At 64.0% G+C, this 17,610-nt stretch carries 17 protein-coding genes and 1 tRNA gene; 5 read left to right on the top strand and 13 right to left on the bottom strand.

What is annotated here, in order from left to right; genetic code table 11:
• Positions 1-55: 55 nt before the first annotated feature.
• The 5 genes from BST40_RS07675 to pcp form a co-directional block, all read right to left on the bottom strand.
• Positions 56-1,498, bottom strand: a complete 1,443-nt coding sequence (locus BST40_RS07675; RefSeq protein ID WP_420891052.1) for a DUF7159 family protein — start codon at positions 1,496-1,498, stop codon at positions 56-58.
• 182 nt (positions 1,499-1,680) lie between these two features.
• On the bottom strand, positions 1,681-3,240 hold the full coding sequence (locus tag BST40_RS07670) for a DUF7159 family protein (RefSeq protein ID WP_183154956.1): 1,560 nt from the start codon (positions 3,238-3,240) through the stop codon (positions 1,681-1,683).
• A 96-nt stretch (positions 3,241-3,336) separates the two neighbouring features.
• The gene (gene dcd, locus BST40_RS07665; RefSeq protein ID WP_075546343.1) at positions 3,337-3,909 is read right to left on the bottom strand and encodes a dCTP deaminase; all 573 of its coding nucleotides are present in this window, start codon (positions 3,907-3,909) and stop codon (positions 3,337-3,339) included.
• A gap of 80 nt (positions 3,910-3,989) precedes the next feature.
• The gene (locus tag BST40_RS07660) at positions 3,990-4,658 is read right to left on the bottom strand and encodes a VldE C-terminal domain-containing protein (RefSeq protein WP_075546342.1); all 669 of its coding nucleotides are present in this window, start codon (positions 4,656-4,658) and stop codon (positions 3,990-3,992) included.
• Positions 4,659-4,775: 117 nt separating this feature from the next.
• Positions 4,776-5,444, bottom strand: coding sequence for a pyroglutamyl-peptidase I (gene pcp / locus BST40_RS07655; RefSeq protein ID WP_075546341.1), 669 nt, complete (start codon positions 5,442-5,444; stop codon positions 4,776-4,778).
• A 42-nt stretch (positions 5,445-5,486) separates the two neighbouring features.
• Here pcp and BST40_RS07650 point away from each other — a divergent pair, with 42 nt between their 5' ends.
• The 4 genes from BST40_RS07650 (at position 5,487) to BST40_RS07635 (ending at position 8,370) form a co-directional block, all read left to right on the top strand.
• Entirely contained in the window at positions 5,487-6,242 is a 756-nt protein-coding gene (locus BST40_RS07650; protein ID WP_089025051.1) for a ZIP family metal transporter, read from the top strand.
• 29 nt (positions 6,243-6,271) lie between these two features.
• Positions 6,272-6,345: transfer RNA gene (locus tag BST40_RS07645), tRNA-Gly, on the top strand.
• A gap of 140 nt (positions 6,346-6,485) precedes the next feature.
• Positions 6,486-7,373 carry a BglII/BstYI family type II restriction endonuclease gene (locus BST40_RS07640; protein ID WP_083153926.1) on the top strand — a complete coding sequence of 296 codons (888 nt, stop codon included), beginning with the start codon at positions 6,486-6,488 and terminating at the stop codon, positions 7,371-7,373.
• A 127-nt stretch (positions 7,374-7,500) separates the two neighbouring features.
• Positions 7,501-8,370, top strand: a complete 870-nt coding sequence (locus tag BST40_RS07635; protein ID WP_244174312.1) for an MT-A70 family methyltransferase — start codon at positions 7,501-7,503, stop codon at positions 8,368-8,370.
• On the opposite strand, the gene BST40_RS07630 is transcribed toward BST40_RS07635, so the two are convergent.
• The 8 genes from BST40_RS07630 to BST40_RS07600 form a co-directional block, all read right to left on the bottom strand.
• A complete protein-coding gene (locus tag BST40_RS07630) occupies positions 8,367-9,755 on the bottom strand; it encodes a tyrosine-type recombinase/integrase (protein ID WP_083153924.1) in 1,389 nt (462 codons plus the stop codon). The genes BST40_RS07635 and BST40_RS07630 overlap by 4 nt on opposite strands.
• 3 nt (positions 9,756-9,758) lie before the next feature.
• A complete protein-coding gene (locus tag BST40_RS07625) occupies positions 9,759-9,971 on the bottom strand; it encodes a hypothetical protein (protein ID WP_083153923.1) in 213 nt (70 codons plus the stop codon).
• Positions 9,968-10,270 carry a helix-turn-helix domain-containing protein gene (locus tag BST40_RS07620; RefSeq protein WP_083153921.1) on the bottom strand — a complete coding sequence of 101 codons (303 nt, stop codon included), beginning with the start codon at positions 10,268-10,270 and terminating at the stop codon, positions 9,968-9,970. Before BST40_RS07620 ends, BST40_RS07625 begins: the two co-directional genes overlap by 4 nt.
• Positions 10,267-10,470: a hypothetical protein gene (locus tag BST40_RS07615; RefSeq protein WP_083153920.1), complete on the bottom strand. Its 204-nt coding sequence runs from the start codon at positions 10,468-10,470 to the stop codon at positions 10,267-10,269. Before BST40_RS07615 ends, BST40_RS07620 begins: the two co-directional genes overlap by 4 nt.
• The gene (locus BST40_RS07610; RefSeq protein ID WP_089025050.1) at positions 10,467-11,123 is read right to left on the bottom strand and encodes a recombinase family protein; all 657 of its coding nucleotides are present in this window, start codon (positions 11,121-11,123) and stop codon (positions 10,467-10,469) included. The genes BST40_RS07615 and BST40_RS07610 overlap by 4 nt, the downstream gene beginning before the upstream one ends.
• Before the next feature lie 1,076 nt (positions 11,124-12,199).
• The gene (locus BST40_RS07605) at positions 12,200-14,572 is read right to left on the bottom strand and encodes a bifunctional DNA primase/polymerase (protein WP_158083997.1); all 2,373 of its coding nucleotides are present in this window, start codon (positions 14,570-14,572) and stop codon (positions 12,200-12,202) included.
• 163 nt (positions 14,573-14,735) lie between these two features.
• Positions 14,736-15,023, bottom strand: a complete 288-nt coding sequence (locus tag BST40_RS30025) for a hypothetical protein (protein ID WP_158083996.1) — start codon at positions 15,021-15,023, stop codon at positions 14,736-14,738.
• A gap of 346 nt (positions 15,024-15,369) precedes the next feature.
• A complete protein-coding gene (locus tag BST40_RS07600) occupies positions 15,370-16,074 on the bottom strand; it encodes a hypothetical protein (protein ID WP_083153917.1) in 705 nt (234 codons plus the stop codon).
• Between the two features lie 402 nt (positions 16,075-16,476).
• Here BST40_RS07600 and BST40_RS07590 point away from each other — a divergent pair, with 402 nt between their 5' ends.
• A complete protein-coding gene (locus tag BST40_RS07590; protein WP_083153913.1) occupies positions 16,477-17,592 on the top strand; it encodes a hypothetical protein in 1,116 nt (371 codons plus the stop codon).
• The last annotated feature ends 18 nt before the right edge of the window (positions 17,593-17,610 follow it).

Below are 17,610 nucleotides of genomic sequence, written 5' to 3'. Positions count from 1 at the left end.
CGATGAGCAGACCACATCGTGGCGCTGAACGACAGGTGACAGCTACCCGGCGAAATCAGAGGCCGGGGATAAACGGGATGTTGAAACCGCCGCGACCGTGCCCGTGGCCGCCACCGCGGCCGCCGCCGCGGCCGCCGCCATGATCGTCGTCATCGCCGCCGCCCGGGAAGCCGCCCCCACCGCCGGGACCAAAGATCGGGGGCACCGGTATCTGCACGGGCACCGGAATGGGCACCGGTGCCGGGGCGGGAGCGGCCGGCGCCGGTGCCGGCGCGGGCGCGGGAGCCACCGGAATCGGAGCCGGAGCGGGCGCTGGAGCCCGGGGAGCCGGTGCCGGAGCCTGGGGGGCCGGCGCCGGAGCCGGAGCCTGGGGAGCCGGTGCGGGCTGCTGCGGAGCAGGAGCCTGAGGTGCCGGTGCTTGGGGTGTCGGCGGGGGAGCTTGCGGTGTCGGCGCGGGAGCGTGAGCTGCCGGTGCCGGCGCCGACGGTGTCACGACGTTATGGCCGGGGTCGGGCTTTACATCGGTTGACGACCGGATGCTGACGGCCAACGAAAGCGCAAGGGCCGCAACGCCGATGACGAAGATCGACGTCACGATGCTCGCGAGCAGCGGGAACGGCTTGCGCTCCGGCTGATCATCGGGCACCGCACTGTCGGCGACGACGCTGTCCGGGACGGCGCTGTAAGCCAACGGCCCCTCGCCGGTTTGCACGCTGTCGGAGACGTCGTTGAAGTAGGCGGCATCGAGCCGGTTCGGATCCAGGGCGCCGGTACCGGGATCTTGTGCGTAGGCCAGCGCGGCCGTCGACGACACGAAAAGGGGGGTATTAGCCGAGGCCAGTGCCGCGCCTCGGGCCAGCGCAGTATCGGGCTCCTCGGCCGCGGTCACCGGAAGCGCGGTCGCGGTCTCCAACGCCGGCTTGATCATCGGGATGTCGATACCGGAGCCGACGACGAATATGGCGTCCGGATGTGTCTCCAGGCTTTCGGCGGCCGAGACCATCTCCGTCAACTGGGCAACGGCGGTGTCGTCGTCGTCGGAAAGCAGCTGTCGCTGGATGTCGGCGATCGAGCCATCCGCGCTGTCGACCACCGCAAGGGTCGCGGTCTCCGGCTCGATGAACAGCAGCGCCGTGTGCGCATAGTTGGTCTCGTTGCCAACCGCTTGAGCCAGGGCGGCCGCGGCCAAGAATGCCGAGACCAGCACCACCTTCTCGATCTTCTGGTTGGCCAGCGCTTCACGCAGCGCAGCGGCCTGGGCCGGATCCCGCCAGGTCACACCCGTCGAGGCCAGCTGGTAGCCACCCTCAGAAGCGCCTTCGCGGGTGCCCAGGATCGCCGATACCACCTGTTGGGCCGCACTGGCAGTCGCCGCGTCCCCGTCACCGGAGACGTCGAACTCGTCCTGATCAACTAGTGCGCCGTCGCCGTTTTCGCCTTCAACCAGCACCATCCGGACTGCGGTTGGCGCCATCGACACACCAAGTACGGTGTCCAAAGCTCCCCCATATAGTCTTTTGCGTCGTCGCGGATACGTGACTGCCAACCTTGCCCCGGGTCCCCAACCCGGTATTCCCATCTTACTCGCGGCCCGCAATCACTCTCGGAGTTGGTTTGCTGCGACAACCACAAATCACTGTCCGCCGCGCCAGTAACCCGCGCTTGCTTATTCGAAGTTTGCTATCTGGATCGGTGCCCGCCGCCGAAGCCGCCGTGGCCACCACCGCCGAAGGGACCCTTACCGCCGCCACCGACCGGACCCTTGCCGCCGACCGGACCCTTACCGCCGACCGGCCCCTTACCGCCGGGACCGCCGCCGAACAGCCCTCCTCGACCGCCGCCACCACCACCGGGGCCATGCCCCGGTTTGGGTGACGGCGCCAGGACCGGAGGAGGTAGTCGGACCGGCTTACGAGGAACGGGACTCGCGATCCGCGGTGGTGACGCCGGAACCTCGACGCGAGGCGCAGGCGCCTGCGGTTGGGGCCGCGGCACTTGCGCCGGCGCCTTGGGCACCGGCGGGCGCAGCAGCGTCTCGGGACCAGTCGCGAGGACCGGGGGCACCAGGATTGGCAACACCGGCGGAACTACGACGGCCGTATCACGCGCCGGCGCAGCCTGCCGAGCTGGAACCTCCGGAGCCGGCAACACCGGGGCCGGTAAAGCCGGTAGAACCGGAGCGGCCGGGACCGAGGCCGCGGGCAATGGAGCCCGTGGTTGCGGGCTCGCGGCTAGGGGTGGCGCAGCGGGTCGCGGCAGGTCGATCCTCGGCTGCGGAGCGGCCGCGACCTGCGTGGGCGCGGGAGCGGGCTCCGTCGGCGCAACGAGATGGTTCTCGCTGGGCCTGGGCAGCAAGGCGACGGTCGGGCGGATATTGATCGCCAGGGCAACCTCGAGCGCCACCACCGCGGCGATGGCGATGACCGCCACTGCGCTACCGATCAACAGGGCCGACCGGCGGCCGGCGGAGTCGTCCGGCGTGGCGTCGGCGACGAACTCGTCGCGAAGAAGGTCGGGATCGGGCAGATCCTGCGCGTACGCCAGAGCCGCGGTGGAGGAAGCGAACAACGGTGCGTTGCCCGACGCCAGCGCCGCACCCCGAGCCAGGGCCATCTCGTCTTCCTCCGGCACGCGTACCGTCAGCGGCGTCGCCGCGTCGAGCGCGGGCTTGATCAGGGCAATGTCGACGTCAGCGCCCACCACGTAGACACCGTCGGGACGGGACGGCATCGACTCGACGCCGGCGACCATGTCGACGACCTCGGCCACCGCCGTGTCGTCGTCCTGGGAAAGCAGCTGCCGGCGCACCTCGCTGACCGCCCCGTCGGCGGTGTCGACCACCGCCAACGTCGCCGTGTCCGGTTCGACGAACAACACCGCCGTCCGCTCGTAGCCGACGGCGCCGCCGACCGCCTGCCCCAACGCGGCCGCAGCCAGAAACGCCGAAACCAGCATGACGTTTTCGAGCTTGTGGGCGGCCAGCGCGTCGCGCAGAGCCGCAGCCGATGTGTCGTCGGGGCACGTCACGCCGACGGAGGAAAGCCGCAAGCCGGCCTCGACCGCGCCCTGCCGGGTGCCCAGAATCGCAGCGATCACCTGGTCGGATGCGCTATTGGTGGATGGGTCCGGGCCGACGGAGAAGGTGTCTTCTTCGACGATCAGGCCGTCACCGTCTTGGCCTTCGACCAACGCCATCCGAACCGCGGCCGGTGCCATCGAAATGCCGAGTACAACGTCCAAAACCCCTCCCAAGGTTTTGCGACCGGCGGTGGACTGGAGCAGAACACGCCTAAAAAGATGTTAGTCCCACAAACAATGCCCGGAGCCGGCCCGAAGCTATGTAGAACGTATGAAGTTCACGTAGGAACGCGACGGCGTCGGGCCGCGCTGACCTTGATACTTGGATCCGACGCTGCTGCTCCCGTACGGGTGCTCGGCCGGGCTGGTCAATCGCAGAATGCACAACTGGCCGATCTTCATTCCCGGCCACAGAGCGATCGGCAGATTGGCGACGTTGGACAGCTCCAGCGTGATGTGGCCGCTGAAGCCGGGATCGATGAATCCGGCGGTGGAGTGGGTGAGCAATCCCAGCCGGCCGAGCGACGACTTGCCTTCCAGCCGTCCGGCGAGATCGTCGGGCAGCCTGAACAGCTCCAATGTCGAGGCCAGCACGAACTCGCCCGGATGTAGGACGAACGGATCTCCTTTGGCCGGCTCCACCAGGCTGGTCAGCTCGTCCTGTTGCTTGGCCGGATCAATGTGGGTGTAGCGAGTGTTGTTGAAAACCCGAAACAGGCAGTCGAGTCGGACGTCAACGCTGGACGGCTGTACCAGGCTGTCGTCGAACGGGTCGATGCCCAGCCGCCCGGCGCAGATTTCGGCTCTGAGGTCACGGTCAGAGAGCAGCACCCGACGAGCGTAGCTGCCGGTAGCTTCGCAGCGGGTGGCGCCGGCTCAGCGGCGCACGGCTCAGTTGGCTGGCGCGAGGCTCAGCGCAGGTAGATTTCCTCGCCGGTCGGGTAGCCGCCGCCGGTAGTGGTGATGTGGACGTGGTCGTAATGGCCGGCACCGGACCTGCGTGCGCCTTCGGGCGTGTAATAAACGCCCCGCCAAATCGCATCCTGTATGCCGAATCGGCTTGCGTGCAGCAACACGTAGCCGACGATCTGATTACCCAGTGAAATACCGTCGGCGCTGCCCGGATCCGGAATCATCACGTCAAGCGCCAACCCGTTGGGGTGCCACCGCAACGCGTCCGCTCGAACGCCGCCGATCTCGTGGACCTCGGGAAACAGCGCACTGATACTGCGGGCCACCAGGATCGTCTTGACCTGAAGACCCTGCTCTGGCGCAACCCCCGGCGGCAGCGCCCGGGACCGGGTGTCGACCCGCCACCGGGATGCCGCAGCGAACTGACCGCCTCCCAAACCCATGCCAGCCTCGCCACCAGGCATTCTCGACACCAAAGCCGCCGGAGTGGCGGCCACGATCTCCACGCAGCAGGGTCCCTCACCCGGGTCGACAACGCGCGCGTCAGACGGACCGACATCTCCGGCCACCGCGAAGAACACAGCAGCTGGGGCAAGGACAGGGGCCACGACAGTGGCCAGGACAGCTGGCGACCTTCGCCGTTCCCGGGCTAACGAGTGCCTTCCCACCTGACGCACTCTACGAGATCACGAAACAATAAACATCCCCTAATAGGAAATTATTATTCGCGTAAACCAGCGGTTTATCGAATCACACCGGCAAAGGTACTGCTACCAGTACTGATGTCAGATCTGCAATCGAGACCGGACGGGCTTGCCGATATCAGACAATTGTCGAACGGCTGCCGCGATACCGGCGGCGACCCCGGCGACCGCTGTTTCCACGGACATGCTCGGAGCGCCGAGGTTGTGTTCTAGGGCGGCAACACTGGGCAGGCACGGCAGATGAATCCAGCCGGCGCGGATCGGCAGGCCGTTCGTCGCGATGTGGTGCAAGACGCCGTACATCAGGTGGTTGCAGACGAAGGTTCCGGCGGCATCGGAGATGTCGGCCGGCACGCCGGCCTCGCGCATGGCGACGACCATGGCGTGGATCGGCACCGTCGCATGGTAGGCAACGGGGCCGGCCGGGTCCGTCTGCTCTCCCACCAGAACCGTGCCGGCGTTGTCGGCAAGCCCGTATCGCCCGCAATCGTTGATGTTTTGTGCGAGCCGCTCGACAGTGATCATGGCGCGCCCCGGATATTCGCCCAACATGACCACCACCTGCGGCCGAATGTCGGCGATGGCCCGCCGCGTTGCGGCGATCGACTCGAAGAACACATTCGGCACGATCCGGGCGGTCACCGTGGCGCCGGCGATGACACGACCGTCCAGCGCCTCGGCGGTGAGCTGCGCCGGGTTGGCGGGCGTGTTGCCGTACGCTCCGAATCCGGTGACCAGTACCTGCGACATGATGCTCCTTGATCTGCGGTTCGCGCGGTTGCGCGATGACACATTTTCGACCGGACCCGGGAGGTTGCCATCAACATCGTGACGACGGCCGCGTCCCTGGTCGCCTTCCCCGTCGTCGCCGGGATCATCGGCGGCGTGGTCGCGGTGGTGCGGAGCCCGTCGCCTGCGCTCGTCAGTGGCGTGCAGCATTTCGCCGCGGGGGTGGTCATGGCGGCAGTGGCCGGTGAGGTATTGCCGGATCTGCGCGCCCGGGGTTCGCTGTGGCTGATCGTCGTGGGCTTTTGCGCGGGCGTCGCGGTGTTGATCGGGCTGCGGCATTTCGACGGCGACGAGGCTGCCGGCGACGTCGAGGTGTCTGGCGGCGTCCTGCCCATCGGGTTTCTCGCCGTGGTGGCCGTCGACCTCTTCATCGACGGGTTGCTGGTCGCAACCGGCGCGACCGTGTCGAAGCGCACCGCGGTCATCATCGCGATCGCCTTGACGGTCGAGGTGCTGTTTCTTGGGCTGACGGTGGCGCTGCGTTTGGCCGGCTCGGGAGTGCATCGGATGCGGGCCGCGGTGATCACCGGTGGCGTCAGCCTGGTCACCGCGGCGGGGGCGGTGCTGGGTGCGCTGGTACTCGGCGGCGCGAGTGCCAGCGTCCTTACCCTGGTGTTGGCCTTCGCGGCGGCGGCGCTGCTGTGGCTGGTCGTCGAGGAGTTGCTGGTCGAGGCGCACGAGACGCCGGAGCGGCCGTGGATGGCGGTGATGTTTTTCGCCGGATTCTTGATCCTGTACTGCCTGGGAGTGATGGAATGACCCGGATGCTAGCCTTCTGAAGCAACCACGCCGATGTAGTTCAATGGCAGAACATCAGCTTCCCAAGCTGAATACGCGGGTTCGATTCCCGTCATCGGCTCCACGTCTACCAGCGCGAATGCTGTTTGAGGGTGGGGTCGTTCGGTGGCTCCGTACCCCGTCCGTACCCCGAGTTGCGGACGTCGGGCTGGCTGCCTTCTGATTCCCGCGCAGGAGCCCATAGCCCGCTGGTAGCTTCCCAGCGTGGATTCGACAAGCTCCCCTGCTGACAACGACGCTGCCGATCTAGCGGGCGAGGTTCGGGAGGTCACCACTGGTGGTTGGCCGACCGGCTACACCTACGGCGCCACGCGATACGCCGACGTAATCCTCAAGGAATCATTTAGCGAGCGATTCACCGATCTCGTCACGGCGCTCGATCAGTTTCACCCGACGTTGGAGGAGCTTCGGACAGGTGGTGGTGGCCGCACCGTGTTCGTGAAGCGCTTCGATGACTCGTTGGCGGAGATGAAGCGAGGCGGGCAGAAAATCTGGGGAAAGCAGAAGCTCGCCATCGTCAAACATGTCGAACTGGAGGGCACCGCGCTCCGAACTAGTCGCACACCTACTCATGAGGTGGACATGTTCGGCAAAGGCACGCTTGCAGAGCCGCTCCCTGGCATCGCCGTCGAGATGGAGTGGAACAACAAGGACCCGTTCTACGACCGCGACCTAAACAACTTCCAAGCGCTGCACCGCGAGGGAGCAATTGCCATCGGAGTGATCGTGACGCGAGGACCGAATCTCCAAGCGCTCATTTATCCGACCATCAAGAGCAAGGATGGAAACAAGAAGTACGGTCAAGCATCTACCCATTGGGACAAGCTCATCCCAAAGGTGAACCTTGGTGGCGGGGGCGAGTGTCCCCTTCTCCTGGTGGGGATCGAACCGGCGCGTATCACCGGTATCGAGCTGGCGCAGAAAGTCAAGAAGCTGCTCGACGATGCTGAGGACTTCAAGTCAGATTGGCGCAACAGGGGATTTGATCGCTGGGTCGACGCGAAGGTGGTCCACGACCAGATGAAAGCCGAGGCCGAGGAACTCATGCCGCCGTTGGCTGAGGTGAAGGTCCCAGGCGAACCTGCCGAGTGAATGGAACACGCCGCCAACCTCCAACGTCCAACAACTCATGGACCCGATGCCTTACGATCCCGATCAAAGATCTACTTTGTTCGATGAAGATCTACTTTGTTCGTTAGATGCTGAGGGGAGCGGTCGCGTGACATTGGCAGAACCGATCAAAGAGGTCAAACCGCGACCGAGCGCTGCGCCACTACGGGATGCCGCTGAACCTCCCCCGCTCCCGACCACGGAGGGTGGTTGGAAAACAGTATTAGCGGACCCGCCTTGGCGATTCACCAACCGCACCGGCAAGGTTGCGCCGGAGCATCGCAGGCTCGACCGCTACTCCACACTGGACGTGGATGCGATTTGCAGCATCCCGGTGTCGAACGTGATCGCGCGTGACTCTCACCTGTACTTGTGGGTTCCGAATGCGCTTCTCCCCGATGGACTTCGAGTGATGGAGGCGTGGGGCTACCGCTACGTGTCGAACGTGATATGGGCGAAGCGCCGCAAAGACGGCGGACCGGATGGCCGGGGCGTCGGCTTCTACTTCCGCAACGTGACCGAGATCATTCTGTTTGGCGTACGCGGAAGTATGCGGACGCTTCCGCACGCGCGCAGCCAGGTCAACATCATCGAGACACGGAAGCGCGAACACTCACGCAAACCAGATGAGCAGTACTCGTTCATCGAAGCGTGTTCGCCGGGGCCGTACCTTGAGTTGTTCGCCCGCCATGCCCGACCCAACTGGACCGTCTGGGGTGATGAGGCCGCCGAGGACGTGACGCCGCGCGGTCGGGTGCACAAGGGTTACGCCGGTGGAGCGATTGAGGTTCCCCGCGTCAGCAAGCACGTGCGCCTGGACCCAGCGACCGCCGACAGAGTGGGCAAGGAACTTCGCATCCGCTACGAGGCAGGCGAAAGCATCCGTCAGATTGTCGCCGAGACTGGTTACGGAATCACACGCGTGCGCGGACTACTCAAACGGGCGGGCACTACGTTCCGCGAGCGGGGCGGCGTCTAACCGTGCAGCGGCACAACATTTCCGCTGTAGGTCGGCTTCGGCGCAGCCAACGCGCCTAACGCGGCCATCTCGTCGTCGTGGTTGGCCTTGGCGTAGAGGTGCGTATAGACGAGTTCTGTCGTCGTTGGGTTCGCGTGCCCCATCCACTCGGCCACCTGCCGCACCGAGATTGTGGGCACTGCCGCGCACAGGCTCGCGTAGGTGTGTCGGAGTGAGTGGAACCGCAATCCCGCCGGGAGCAACGCCTTGCTCGCCGTCCGGTTGGCTCGGAGCACAGCGGGTCGGAACACGGCCTTGTAGAACGTCGCGTGGCGTAGCGGCATCGTCCAGTCGAGCACCAACCGTTTCTCCGCGTCCTCCACAGTGAGTTTGGCCAGGGCGTCCGCCTGCCGGCGCGCGCGGTCCTTCGCGGTCGCGCTCGGCGCTGCCTCTTTCACAGCCGTAGCGGCCGCTCCTGGTGCGGCGGGTGTCGCCCGCACTCCCGTAGGCCGGGGTGTCGTCAGCCGCGTACCGGGGAACAAGGGCGCCCCAGGCTCGTGTCGGCGCGGGTGCTCCGCGAGGTAGTCGCGGACCAGACTTGCTGTCGGTCCAGGCACCGGAACAGTTCGCATTGAGCCGTCCGTCTTGGTAAGCCCGTGGGCGGCAGCGGTTCGCTCAACATGCAACTTCATGCCTCCGCTGGGCGAGACCTCGATGTCTTGGATTTGCAGCCCGCCGAGTTCCGCCGCGCGTAAACCCGACCACGCCGCCAGGTTCACCAGGACGTTGTACGGCCAAGGTGTTGCGTCCACGAGCGCAGAAACCTGTGCGGCGGTAAGAAACTGTGTGCGGTCCACCACGCCCACCTTTGCGCCCTTTGCGCCACGCTCCTTGGGTAGCTTGACGTGCTCGGCGGGGTTCTTCGCCAGCCGGCCATCCGCGACCGCTTGGTCTAAGACCATGCGGACGGTCCAGAACGCGTGTCGCACGGTTGACGGCTTCTTGCCCGCCTCGGTCAGCCGGTTCACCCACGCCTGGATGTACTCGCGGGTGATCTTGTTGAGCGGGTAGCCGCCGAACACGGCGTCAATCCCGAGTGTCTTGCCGTCGCCGCGCCGGGTTGCGGCCGGGGCGAGGGCGTAGCGGTGGTTCTCGGCGTTGTTGCGGGTGTCGGCCTTGCGCGAATCCAACCAGATCGCCGCCGCGTCGCGGAACAGCACTTTGCCCGCGTTCGGGTCGAACACAAGACCGTGCAACGCGGCGTTCTCTACCTTGGTCCCGTAGGCGTTCGCTGCCTTGCGGGTCGTGAAGCCGCCCTTGCTGCGGTCCTTGCCATCCGGGGTCCGCCATTTAACCACGTATGTCGTTGCGCCGCTTTTGGTCACGCGCTTCTGAATCCGGGCCATTGGTCAGTTCCCTTCTCTGATGCCCTGCAGTTCTTGCGGCAGGAAGCTCTGCCTGCCCCCACCAGCACTTAGTTCCACGATGACCTCGTGTGGATTGGCGGAGCAGATGACTTCGCCAACTTGGCCCAGCAGCCACTGACCCTTGTTGTCGACGGCACGCCGAGTGTCTTCGTCGCGAACGACCTTCACTTTGTCGCCAACATTGAACTTGCTCATGTTTCAGTTCTCTTCGGTTCGTCGGCTACATGGATCCAGGTGTCGCCGTTGACGACACCGCTGATGGTTGGTTGCGACACGCCGTAGATGTAGGCCAAGTCCTTCTGGCTCCAACGGCCCGCCGCGTAGTCGGCGCGAATGTCGCGCACGTCGTCGTCGCTCAGCTTCGCTCGTGGCTCGCGGCGGTAGCTCGCTGTGTCGCCTGCAGGTTGCGGGGCCGGTTCCTGCGCCGGGTACCGGGGCGCGCTTGGCACCGCGTACCGGCGACCCTCCGGTGTGCGCTTCACGAGCGGCCTCATGCTGGCTCCACCTCATCCCGCAGGTAGTAGGCGGTGTGGTGGTCGCCCAAAGGGTAGCCGCGCTCTTCGCAGAACCGCACGGTGTACACAAGTTCGCCGTCGTCGTTGTGCCACGTGTTGGCTACGGTGCCGAAGCGGCCTGTGTAGGGGTCGCCACCTGTGGTGACGAGAATGCGTGTGCCTGGGCAGTAGCCGCTCATGCCGCATCGCCATTCGTGTTGGCGCGCTTGAGAACGTCGCTGACCGTTGTGGGGTACCACTTCATCCCACCGCCTGGTGTCGGCACCCTCTGCATCGTGAGTCGCTGTGCGATCTTGTTGGCGCTCAGGCCCTCTCGTGTGCTCATGCGGACGATGCGCTTGGCCAGAGTGGTGTCCACCTGTGGTGGCCGACCCAGACGCTTGCCCTGCCGTCGCGCCTTCGCCAGACCCTCTCGCGTCCGCTCGCTAATCTTGCGGCGCTCCTCAGCGGCCACGGCATTGCGAACGTCAGCGGTAAGCCGCTGGCTCGGGTCGCCGCTGTCCGCGCCGTCACAGTCCATCAGCCGCCATGCGTGACGCTGGGCTCGCTCGAACAGGCTCGCGTGGTCGAGTTGACTTCGGGTCGCCCTGTCGAGTGCCCGCACCAACAGCGCGTCAGCCACGCTCGACTCTATGGCCGTGATGGCGACCTCCCTGCCGTACATGCGGGCCGAATCAGCGCCGCTTACAACATCACTCGTCACTGTCAGCAACTCGTATCCGCGCTGCTCACAGAACTGTCGCAGCGAATCATGTTGCGCCCCAAGCCCATAGCCATTGTTACCTTGGTCCTTCGTGCTCACTCGTATGTAGCCGATCACTCTCAGCGTCATGTTCCCTCCGTAGCCGTAACGGTCGAATCGTTCGATTCGGCGTTAAGGCTACGCCAGCTAGCACACTCATACCGGCCTCTCACCTGCGTCTTTTCCGACGATGGCTAACCCCTGCACGCCGGTTGGCCTGGCCGACACCGGCTAGTGCGTCCTCAAGGCTGGTCAAGCCCGCGCTCGGCGGCTCCGTAGGCTCTGCGAACGGTGGTCGCCGGAGTATCGGGCGCTCAGGGGCCGTTCGCACGTCCTCGGCGCGCTCGGGCGGCGCTACCGCAGCCTCCTGTGGCGCTTCGGCGGGCTGCTCGGGCGCGACGGGCTTAGGTGGGCCTGCGGGCCGCTTGGCGAAGCGGCGTATGGGCTTCCCTGCCCGCTTGGCCACAGCCTTGGCTAACCGCTTGTCGGCTGGTGGCGTGCGCGGGTCAGGTGCTATGCCGCGAATCGCCTGCTCCAGCATGATGGCCTTCGCGAAGTTCAACCGCTCCGTCGCCTTCCGTTGCACTTGTCGTGTTGCCCCACCGTGTAAGCGACACACTGTTCCGCCGCGAATCGCAAAGCGGCCGCAGGGTTTACCATCGCGCTGCCTTCGCGCGACGCAACGGCGAGGATGATTGAGGCGCTGCTCATACGTCAGTGCATTCTCTTTATTCGCATTCTTATGTCGCTCGCTAACCGGTCGCCCACTCATCATCGTTCTCCCGGTCGTGTTCGGTCCTCTGGCCAAGGCGCTCCGCGCGGGTTTCGTCTGGGACGCGTGGGGTGTCCTCGGCGCGTCGGCTTCTGTGGCTCCCACCAATATGGGGGCGGCAGTTTGTCGTAAGTAATCAATGCAATCTCCGACCGCTACTGCCGGTTTCGTGGGTCGGCGCTGTCAAGGCGGGTGGGCGGGGAAGCGGGTGATTTATTCCCCGCCATGACCTCTATAACCCTGACCTCGCTCGCTTTTCTCTCTGTCTCCCTATGCTTTTCCCCTTCTCTCGGTATAAGAGATAGGGGACTGATTCCCCGCTTCCCCGCTTTTTCCTGGTCACGCACTGTTTTCGGCCATCCATATTCCCCGCCATATTCCCCGCCTGGCCTGATCATGTGTCCTCGGATTCCCCGCCAGATTCCCCGCCATCGCCGTTATCGGGTGGCTGCACATACCATTTCGTGGTTCCGCTCTTGTTGTTGCCGCCGTCGTTGCTCACGCTCCACCCCATAGACCGCAGTGCCGGAGCATTCCGCTTCAATCGGGCCGTTACGGCCTTCGGCGACCGTGGCCAATCTTGCGGCGCGGCCATAGCCGGTCGCCTTCGGTTCGCTTCCAACAACACTTCGCCCGCCGACTTGCCGGCATCGGTGGTGTCGTACTTCGCATCGATCAAGAACTCAATGAACGAATCGCTGACAGCACTCTCCGCCATAGCTCGGCTCAGTCGGTCGCGGTAACGCTCCATACCATCCGTGCCAGCGATCTTGTCGACGCAAATCAGTACGCGGGCGAAGTCCGCCATGCGCGGCAACTCCGCTCCGCCCAGGCCAGGCAACATGTCGTGCACCTCGGCGGCAATATCAAGCAACCCGCCGAAGATGTCGGGGTATGCCTCTGACCATGCGCGCTCTAACTCCGCATCGGTCTTGCGCTTGTCGTCGGTGATCCGTTGCAGGTCAAAGGAGATAAGCCGGTCTGCGAGGTCTCCCCTCATCCCGCCAACATCAATACCGTTAAACACGACACAGCGGCGGAACCGAAGCACCGCCAAGCCGTCGTCGGTGTACAACTGTCGCTTTACGCTGCCGGTCCCGGTTGATGCTCGACAGAAGGCATCTGACAGCCAATCGGGGATACTCGACAAGTTGTCCAGGCCCACGGCCCAACTTCCGGCCGAAGCGCTAAGCCAGTGCTCTAAGTCCTTGGGTGGGCTGTGTAGCGGCACATCAGACGGATCAATCAAAGACACAAAGCGAGTCGCGCTCGCGGACTTGGCCGTGCCGTGTTCGCCGGTAAACCCAACCACGGGCTTTGCGGTGCCGGGGTTGATTAGCGCGTCCACCATCACCGCCACCAACAACGGCTTATCCTCGGCACGAATATTCAGGTACGGCCACAACTTCGACAAGTTGCCTTCCCGCGACGGTTCGGGCAACGCTCTTGTCAGCTCGGTCCTGCGGAACATGTAGGGCGACTTGTGCACGATTCGCCATGACCCGCCACAAATCTCAATGACACGGTTGTGCTCATCGGCCATATCCACGTGTATTGCCTTATCGTCACCAGCGACCCGAAGGTGCAGCGGCGTCGGGGGTTGCTCTCGGGCCATGCCCTCCAAGACACCGCACGCTGATGCGATAGCCGCTGTCGTCGCGGCCGCGTCATACCGCTGGAAGTAGTCACGGGCCAGGGTCTGCCGCAGGCCCAGCTTGCCGCCACGGAGGTCCAACGCCACGTGTGGCGCAGTCGGACTGTACCCAAACGGCTTTCCATCGGTGCTGATGCCCAACTTGTAACGCTCAAGGGCCAAGTCCACTAGTAACGTCGCTTGGCTCCGCTTCACCTCGGGCTTGTCATTCCGGTGCGACCGCGCAGGAACAGCCTGGGCGGCTGCCCATTTCATAACCCGCAGGAACTCACCCGGTACACGCTGTAACCGTTCGCGCTCATCCGGGCCGAACCTGCCGTTGTACGCACTTCGCATAGCCTCCACGACGTCTCGTGCGGCGTAGCATCCGGCCACAGCCTCAGAGAGCGCCCACGGTGCGATCGCAACCAAGGTTTGATATCGGCTCGCCCCGGCATCGACGTTCGCGTTGTACTTGGCTATCGGGCCGTCGATCTTGTGTGGGCAGTTCTCTCGGCCACAGCCGCCACCCGTGTGCGCATCCAGGAATGCATCTAGCTCGGCGTCGGTGAGTGGGTCCGCTGACTCCCCTGCCTCCGACAGACACTCGCGCAACACATCCGGCATCGGGCCAACCGGGCCGGTCTTCAGCTGTCGGTACTCCCCGCCCTTGTTTTCGGCGTCGGGGTGTGGTGTCGGAGCGGCGATAATGACGCCGTTCTTGCCTCTGAAATCGCCCACAGCGGTGAACGCGCCAGCGCTGTTGCCGTACTCCTTGCCGTCGTCGGGCAATAGGAAAATGTAGTGCCCACGGTCGCCGTTATGACGTGTCCCTTGCACCGCCTCGGCGCTCAGCAATGCGTCGGCCAAGTCATCACGGCCCATCACGCGCACGGCGTTGATGTTGTCTTGGTCGTAGTCGAACGCACCAGCGCCGGACCGCCCACAATGCAGCGCTATTCCGTAGTCGGGGTTGGCTTTCCACCATCGACGTATCCGCTTCGGCTCGCGAGAGGACTTCTCGTGCCACTTGCTGCCGACCACACTGCCGGGGCTCTTGATGTCGGCAGGATCAGTTGGAAGGACATACCACCCGGCCTCGGCATAGGCCAAGGCCGCTTCGAGCAGCGTCATCCCAGACACGTTGGGTAGATACAGGCCGCTATCCCGCACGAGCGCAAACGGATTGCGTCGCTTCTGGCGGGGTGTCGGATCAGCTACCATAGGATTTACTCGCTTCGTTGCCATCTGATTCGGGTAGTCGCCCCCGGCCCGCCAATCCGGGGGTGGCGCATTTCTACTGAGCAACCTTGGTGCCCGGAACAGGCTGCAAACCAACATGTTCCGGCACTCGGTTCTCGCCCGCGCGGTAGTGTCCCGGCTGCTTGCGCGAGCGCAGCCACTCCTCAACATCACGGCGAGAAAACCAATTCGCGTTGCCGATTCGCGTGGGTATGATCTCGCGACGCATCACAGCCACATGTGCCATGCGCTCGGTTACTGCGCCAGCGGGCACACCGAGCTCAACGGTGCACTCGACAATGCCCCGATCACCCTTGTACTTCGGAACCTCATGGGGGTCCATCTAGAAACAACCTCCAGGCCGTTGCACGCCCAAGGCGCGCAACACTTTCGGCCTACACCGGGTGGTGCAGCCGGTTCCCTTCGGTTGTTAGAAACGGCACGTTCGCCCGCCAAGGCGTGCCGCTCAACGACCCGCGACCGGGCCGGTAGTCCGACTATACCGCGACCGCGCTGTGTCAGCGCCCGTCGCGATGTGTGTTATCCGACCCGCCGTATTAGCCCCTAGCCGCCAACGCTGAGGGGCGGTACCAACGCTCGGGTACCCGGTTATGGGTGCAAAACGTGGTGAATCGCAATTTGCCTGGTCGTCGCGCATCATGGCAGGTCAGTGCAGTCGGGTGCCGCGCTTAGGGCACGGGCGGTATCGGAGAGCCGGGGTCGATCACAGCATCCGGCGGCAGTTTCGCCTGAGCTTCCAGAACGCTGATCTTGAAGTTCACATCAGCGGTTTTGCCGGCCAGGGCTTCGCATGCACGGCAGCAGCGGAACAACAACACGAACCTGCCTCGGCGAACGGGCATGAGGCGGGTCGTCCCGCCCCCGTAGTCGCTCACGTCACGGCTCAGCGGCATGGTGCAAGTGTCAGATAGGTTGATCGTGCAGCGCAGCTCATAGTCGGCTGCATAACATGGGTTCTCGCCGCCGTACTTCCAGTAGTCATCTACTTCCTGTGCGAACTGCACCATCGATGTGAACCAGTCGACTCGTTGGGTGGCGTGGTTGGTGGCGTGCGGCAGCCCCAAATGCGCACGGCGGGTGCCGACAGCCCACACCACCATCGCATCGTCGGGTAGGTCATCTGTGAGCCCAACAGCGTCGTAGTTGAGTAGGCTGATGCTTTTGTCGCGCAGACCGTTCTGCAGTTCGGCCATGGCATTGGTTGCACGTTCCCACATGGCAGGTGACCAGCCGGGATCGAATAGCGGTGTGTTGTCGCGACCATGGGCACCAGCGGTAACGCGCTCGGCATCGAGCACCGCCTTGGCTATCGGATTGTCGGGGTCAGGTGGGTTATCCATGCCGTACTTGGCGCGCAGTTCGTCTCGATTCATGATGCGGTCCTCTCCGTAATAGACACGACCCAATCGAACAGGTCTTGTGTTGAGAACATCAGCGCCCCAGCGATTTCACGGCACGGTATCTCGCGGCGACTTGCGGCAGCGCGCACGAAGTTCAACTTCAGCGGAACTCCGAGTGTTTCCGTAATCCATGCATGCGCGCCTTCTCGACCACGAACGGTGGGCAGTCGTGACAACTCCACACCACGCGGCGGGGCGCTCGGCGTTCTAGCCATGTGTAGCCTCCTGTGTTGTTTCGAGGCTACGCCGTTTAACCGCTCCCCGCCCTAGACAACCGTGTGTCACCACGTATCGCCATAGACCGCTAACGGCTAAGCGCGCCTGTCTATTTCAGGCGTAGGGTTCCTCGTAAGCACTAAACAAGCGAGGTTTAACATGGCTGGCGGTAAGGGCGGGGTCTCCACGCACGGAGACGTATTGGTCAATCAGACAGCAGACGGCGTTGACCTCAACGAAGTCTGGGCTGAGATTCAAGATGTGCTCGAACTCTGGAACAAAGAGCGCAAGAGCGTCACCGACATTCTCAGCTACAAGACGGTCAATGTCGCCGACGCAATCCCGCAGAGCATTTCGAGTGATTCATTCGAACTCGCCACGGAACACGGTGTGCCGCGAGCGATCCGACCGCCGAGTGATGTTTTACGCCTTGGTTATGCGTTTCATGACTACGACATCGCCTTGCGCGCAACGTGGAAGTTCCTCCGCGAAGCCACCGCAGAGCAGATCACCGCGCAGGTCACGCGTGTACTCGAAGCCGACAACAAGCTCACAACCGGCACAGTCCTGCGTCGGCTGCTCGACCCGACAACCCAGCTCAACGAATGGGGGCATACTTGCTACGGGCTTTGGAACGGCGACGGCATGGTGCCTCCGCCGTATCTCGGAACCACGTTCGCGGGGGATCACAAGCACTACCTCACCACCGGGTCAACAGTTCTCGATGCCCTTGACGTCGAAAACATGATCAAGCATGTCACTGAGCACGGCTACGGATTGCTGAATGGCTCGCAGCTGGTGTTGATCGTCAATCCCATCGACTTTGAGGCGTCAAGCATCGCGGCCTGGAAGGCGGGTGTGGACTACGGAGGTGCCACAGTCCCCAAGTACGACTTCATCCCGAGCGCGCTGATGCCCGCGTGGATCTCAAACGAAGAGATACACGGCCCCATCCCCAACGCCGAGTACAACGGACTACAGGTGTGGGGCTCCTACAACAACACCCTCATCATCAAGTCCAACTATATGCCTCGGTATTACGCCGTCGTCATCGCTACTGGCGGGCCGAACAGCGACAGCAACCCGGTCGGCTTCCGCGAGCACGTCAATACGGCTTATCAAGGCCTGCGCCATATTCCTGGGCGTGGCCCGTACCCGATCCAAGAAAGCTTCTTTGCTCGTGGGTTCGGGACCGGCACTCGGCACCGAGGCGCAGCGGTCGTCGCGCAGATCACCGCCAACCTCAACTACACCCCGCCGACGATTGAGACGTAACCATGGGTCGTTTCCTAC

This window comes from Mycobacterium persicum (genome assembly GCF_002086675.1).
Taxonomy (GTDB): domain Bacteria; phylum Actinomycetota; class Actinomycetes; order Mycobacteriales; family Mycobacteriaceae; genus Mycobacterium; species Mycobacterium persicum.
This window is presented reverse-complemented; position numbering and strand designations above follow the sequence as displayed.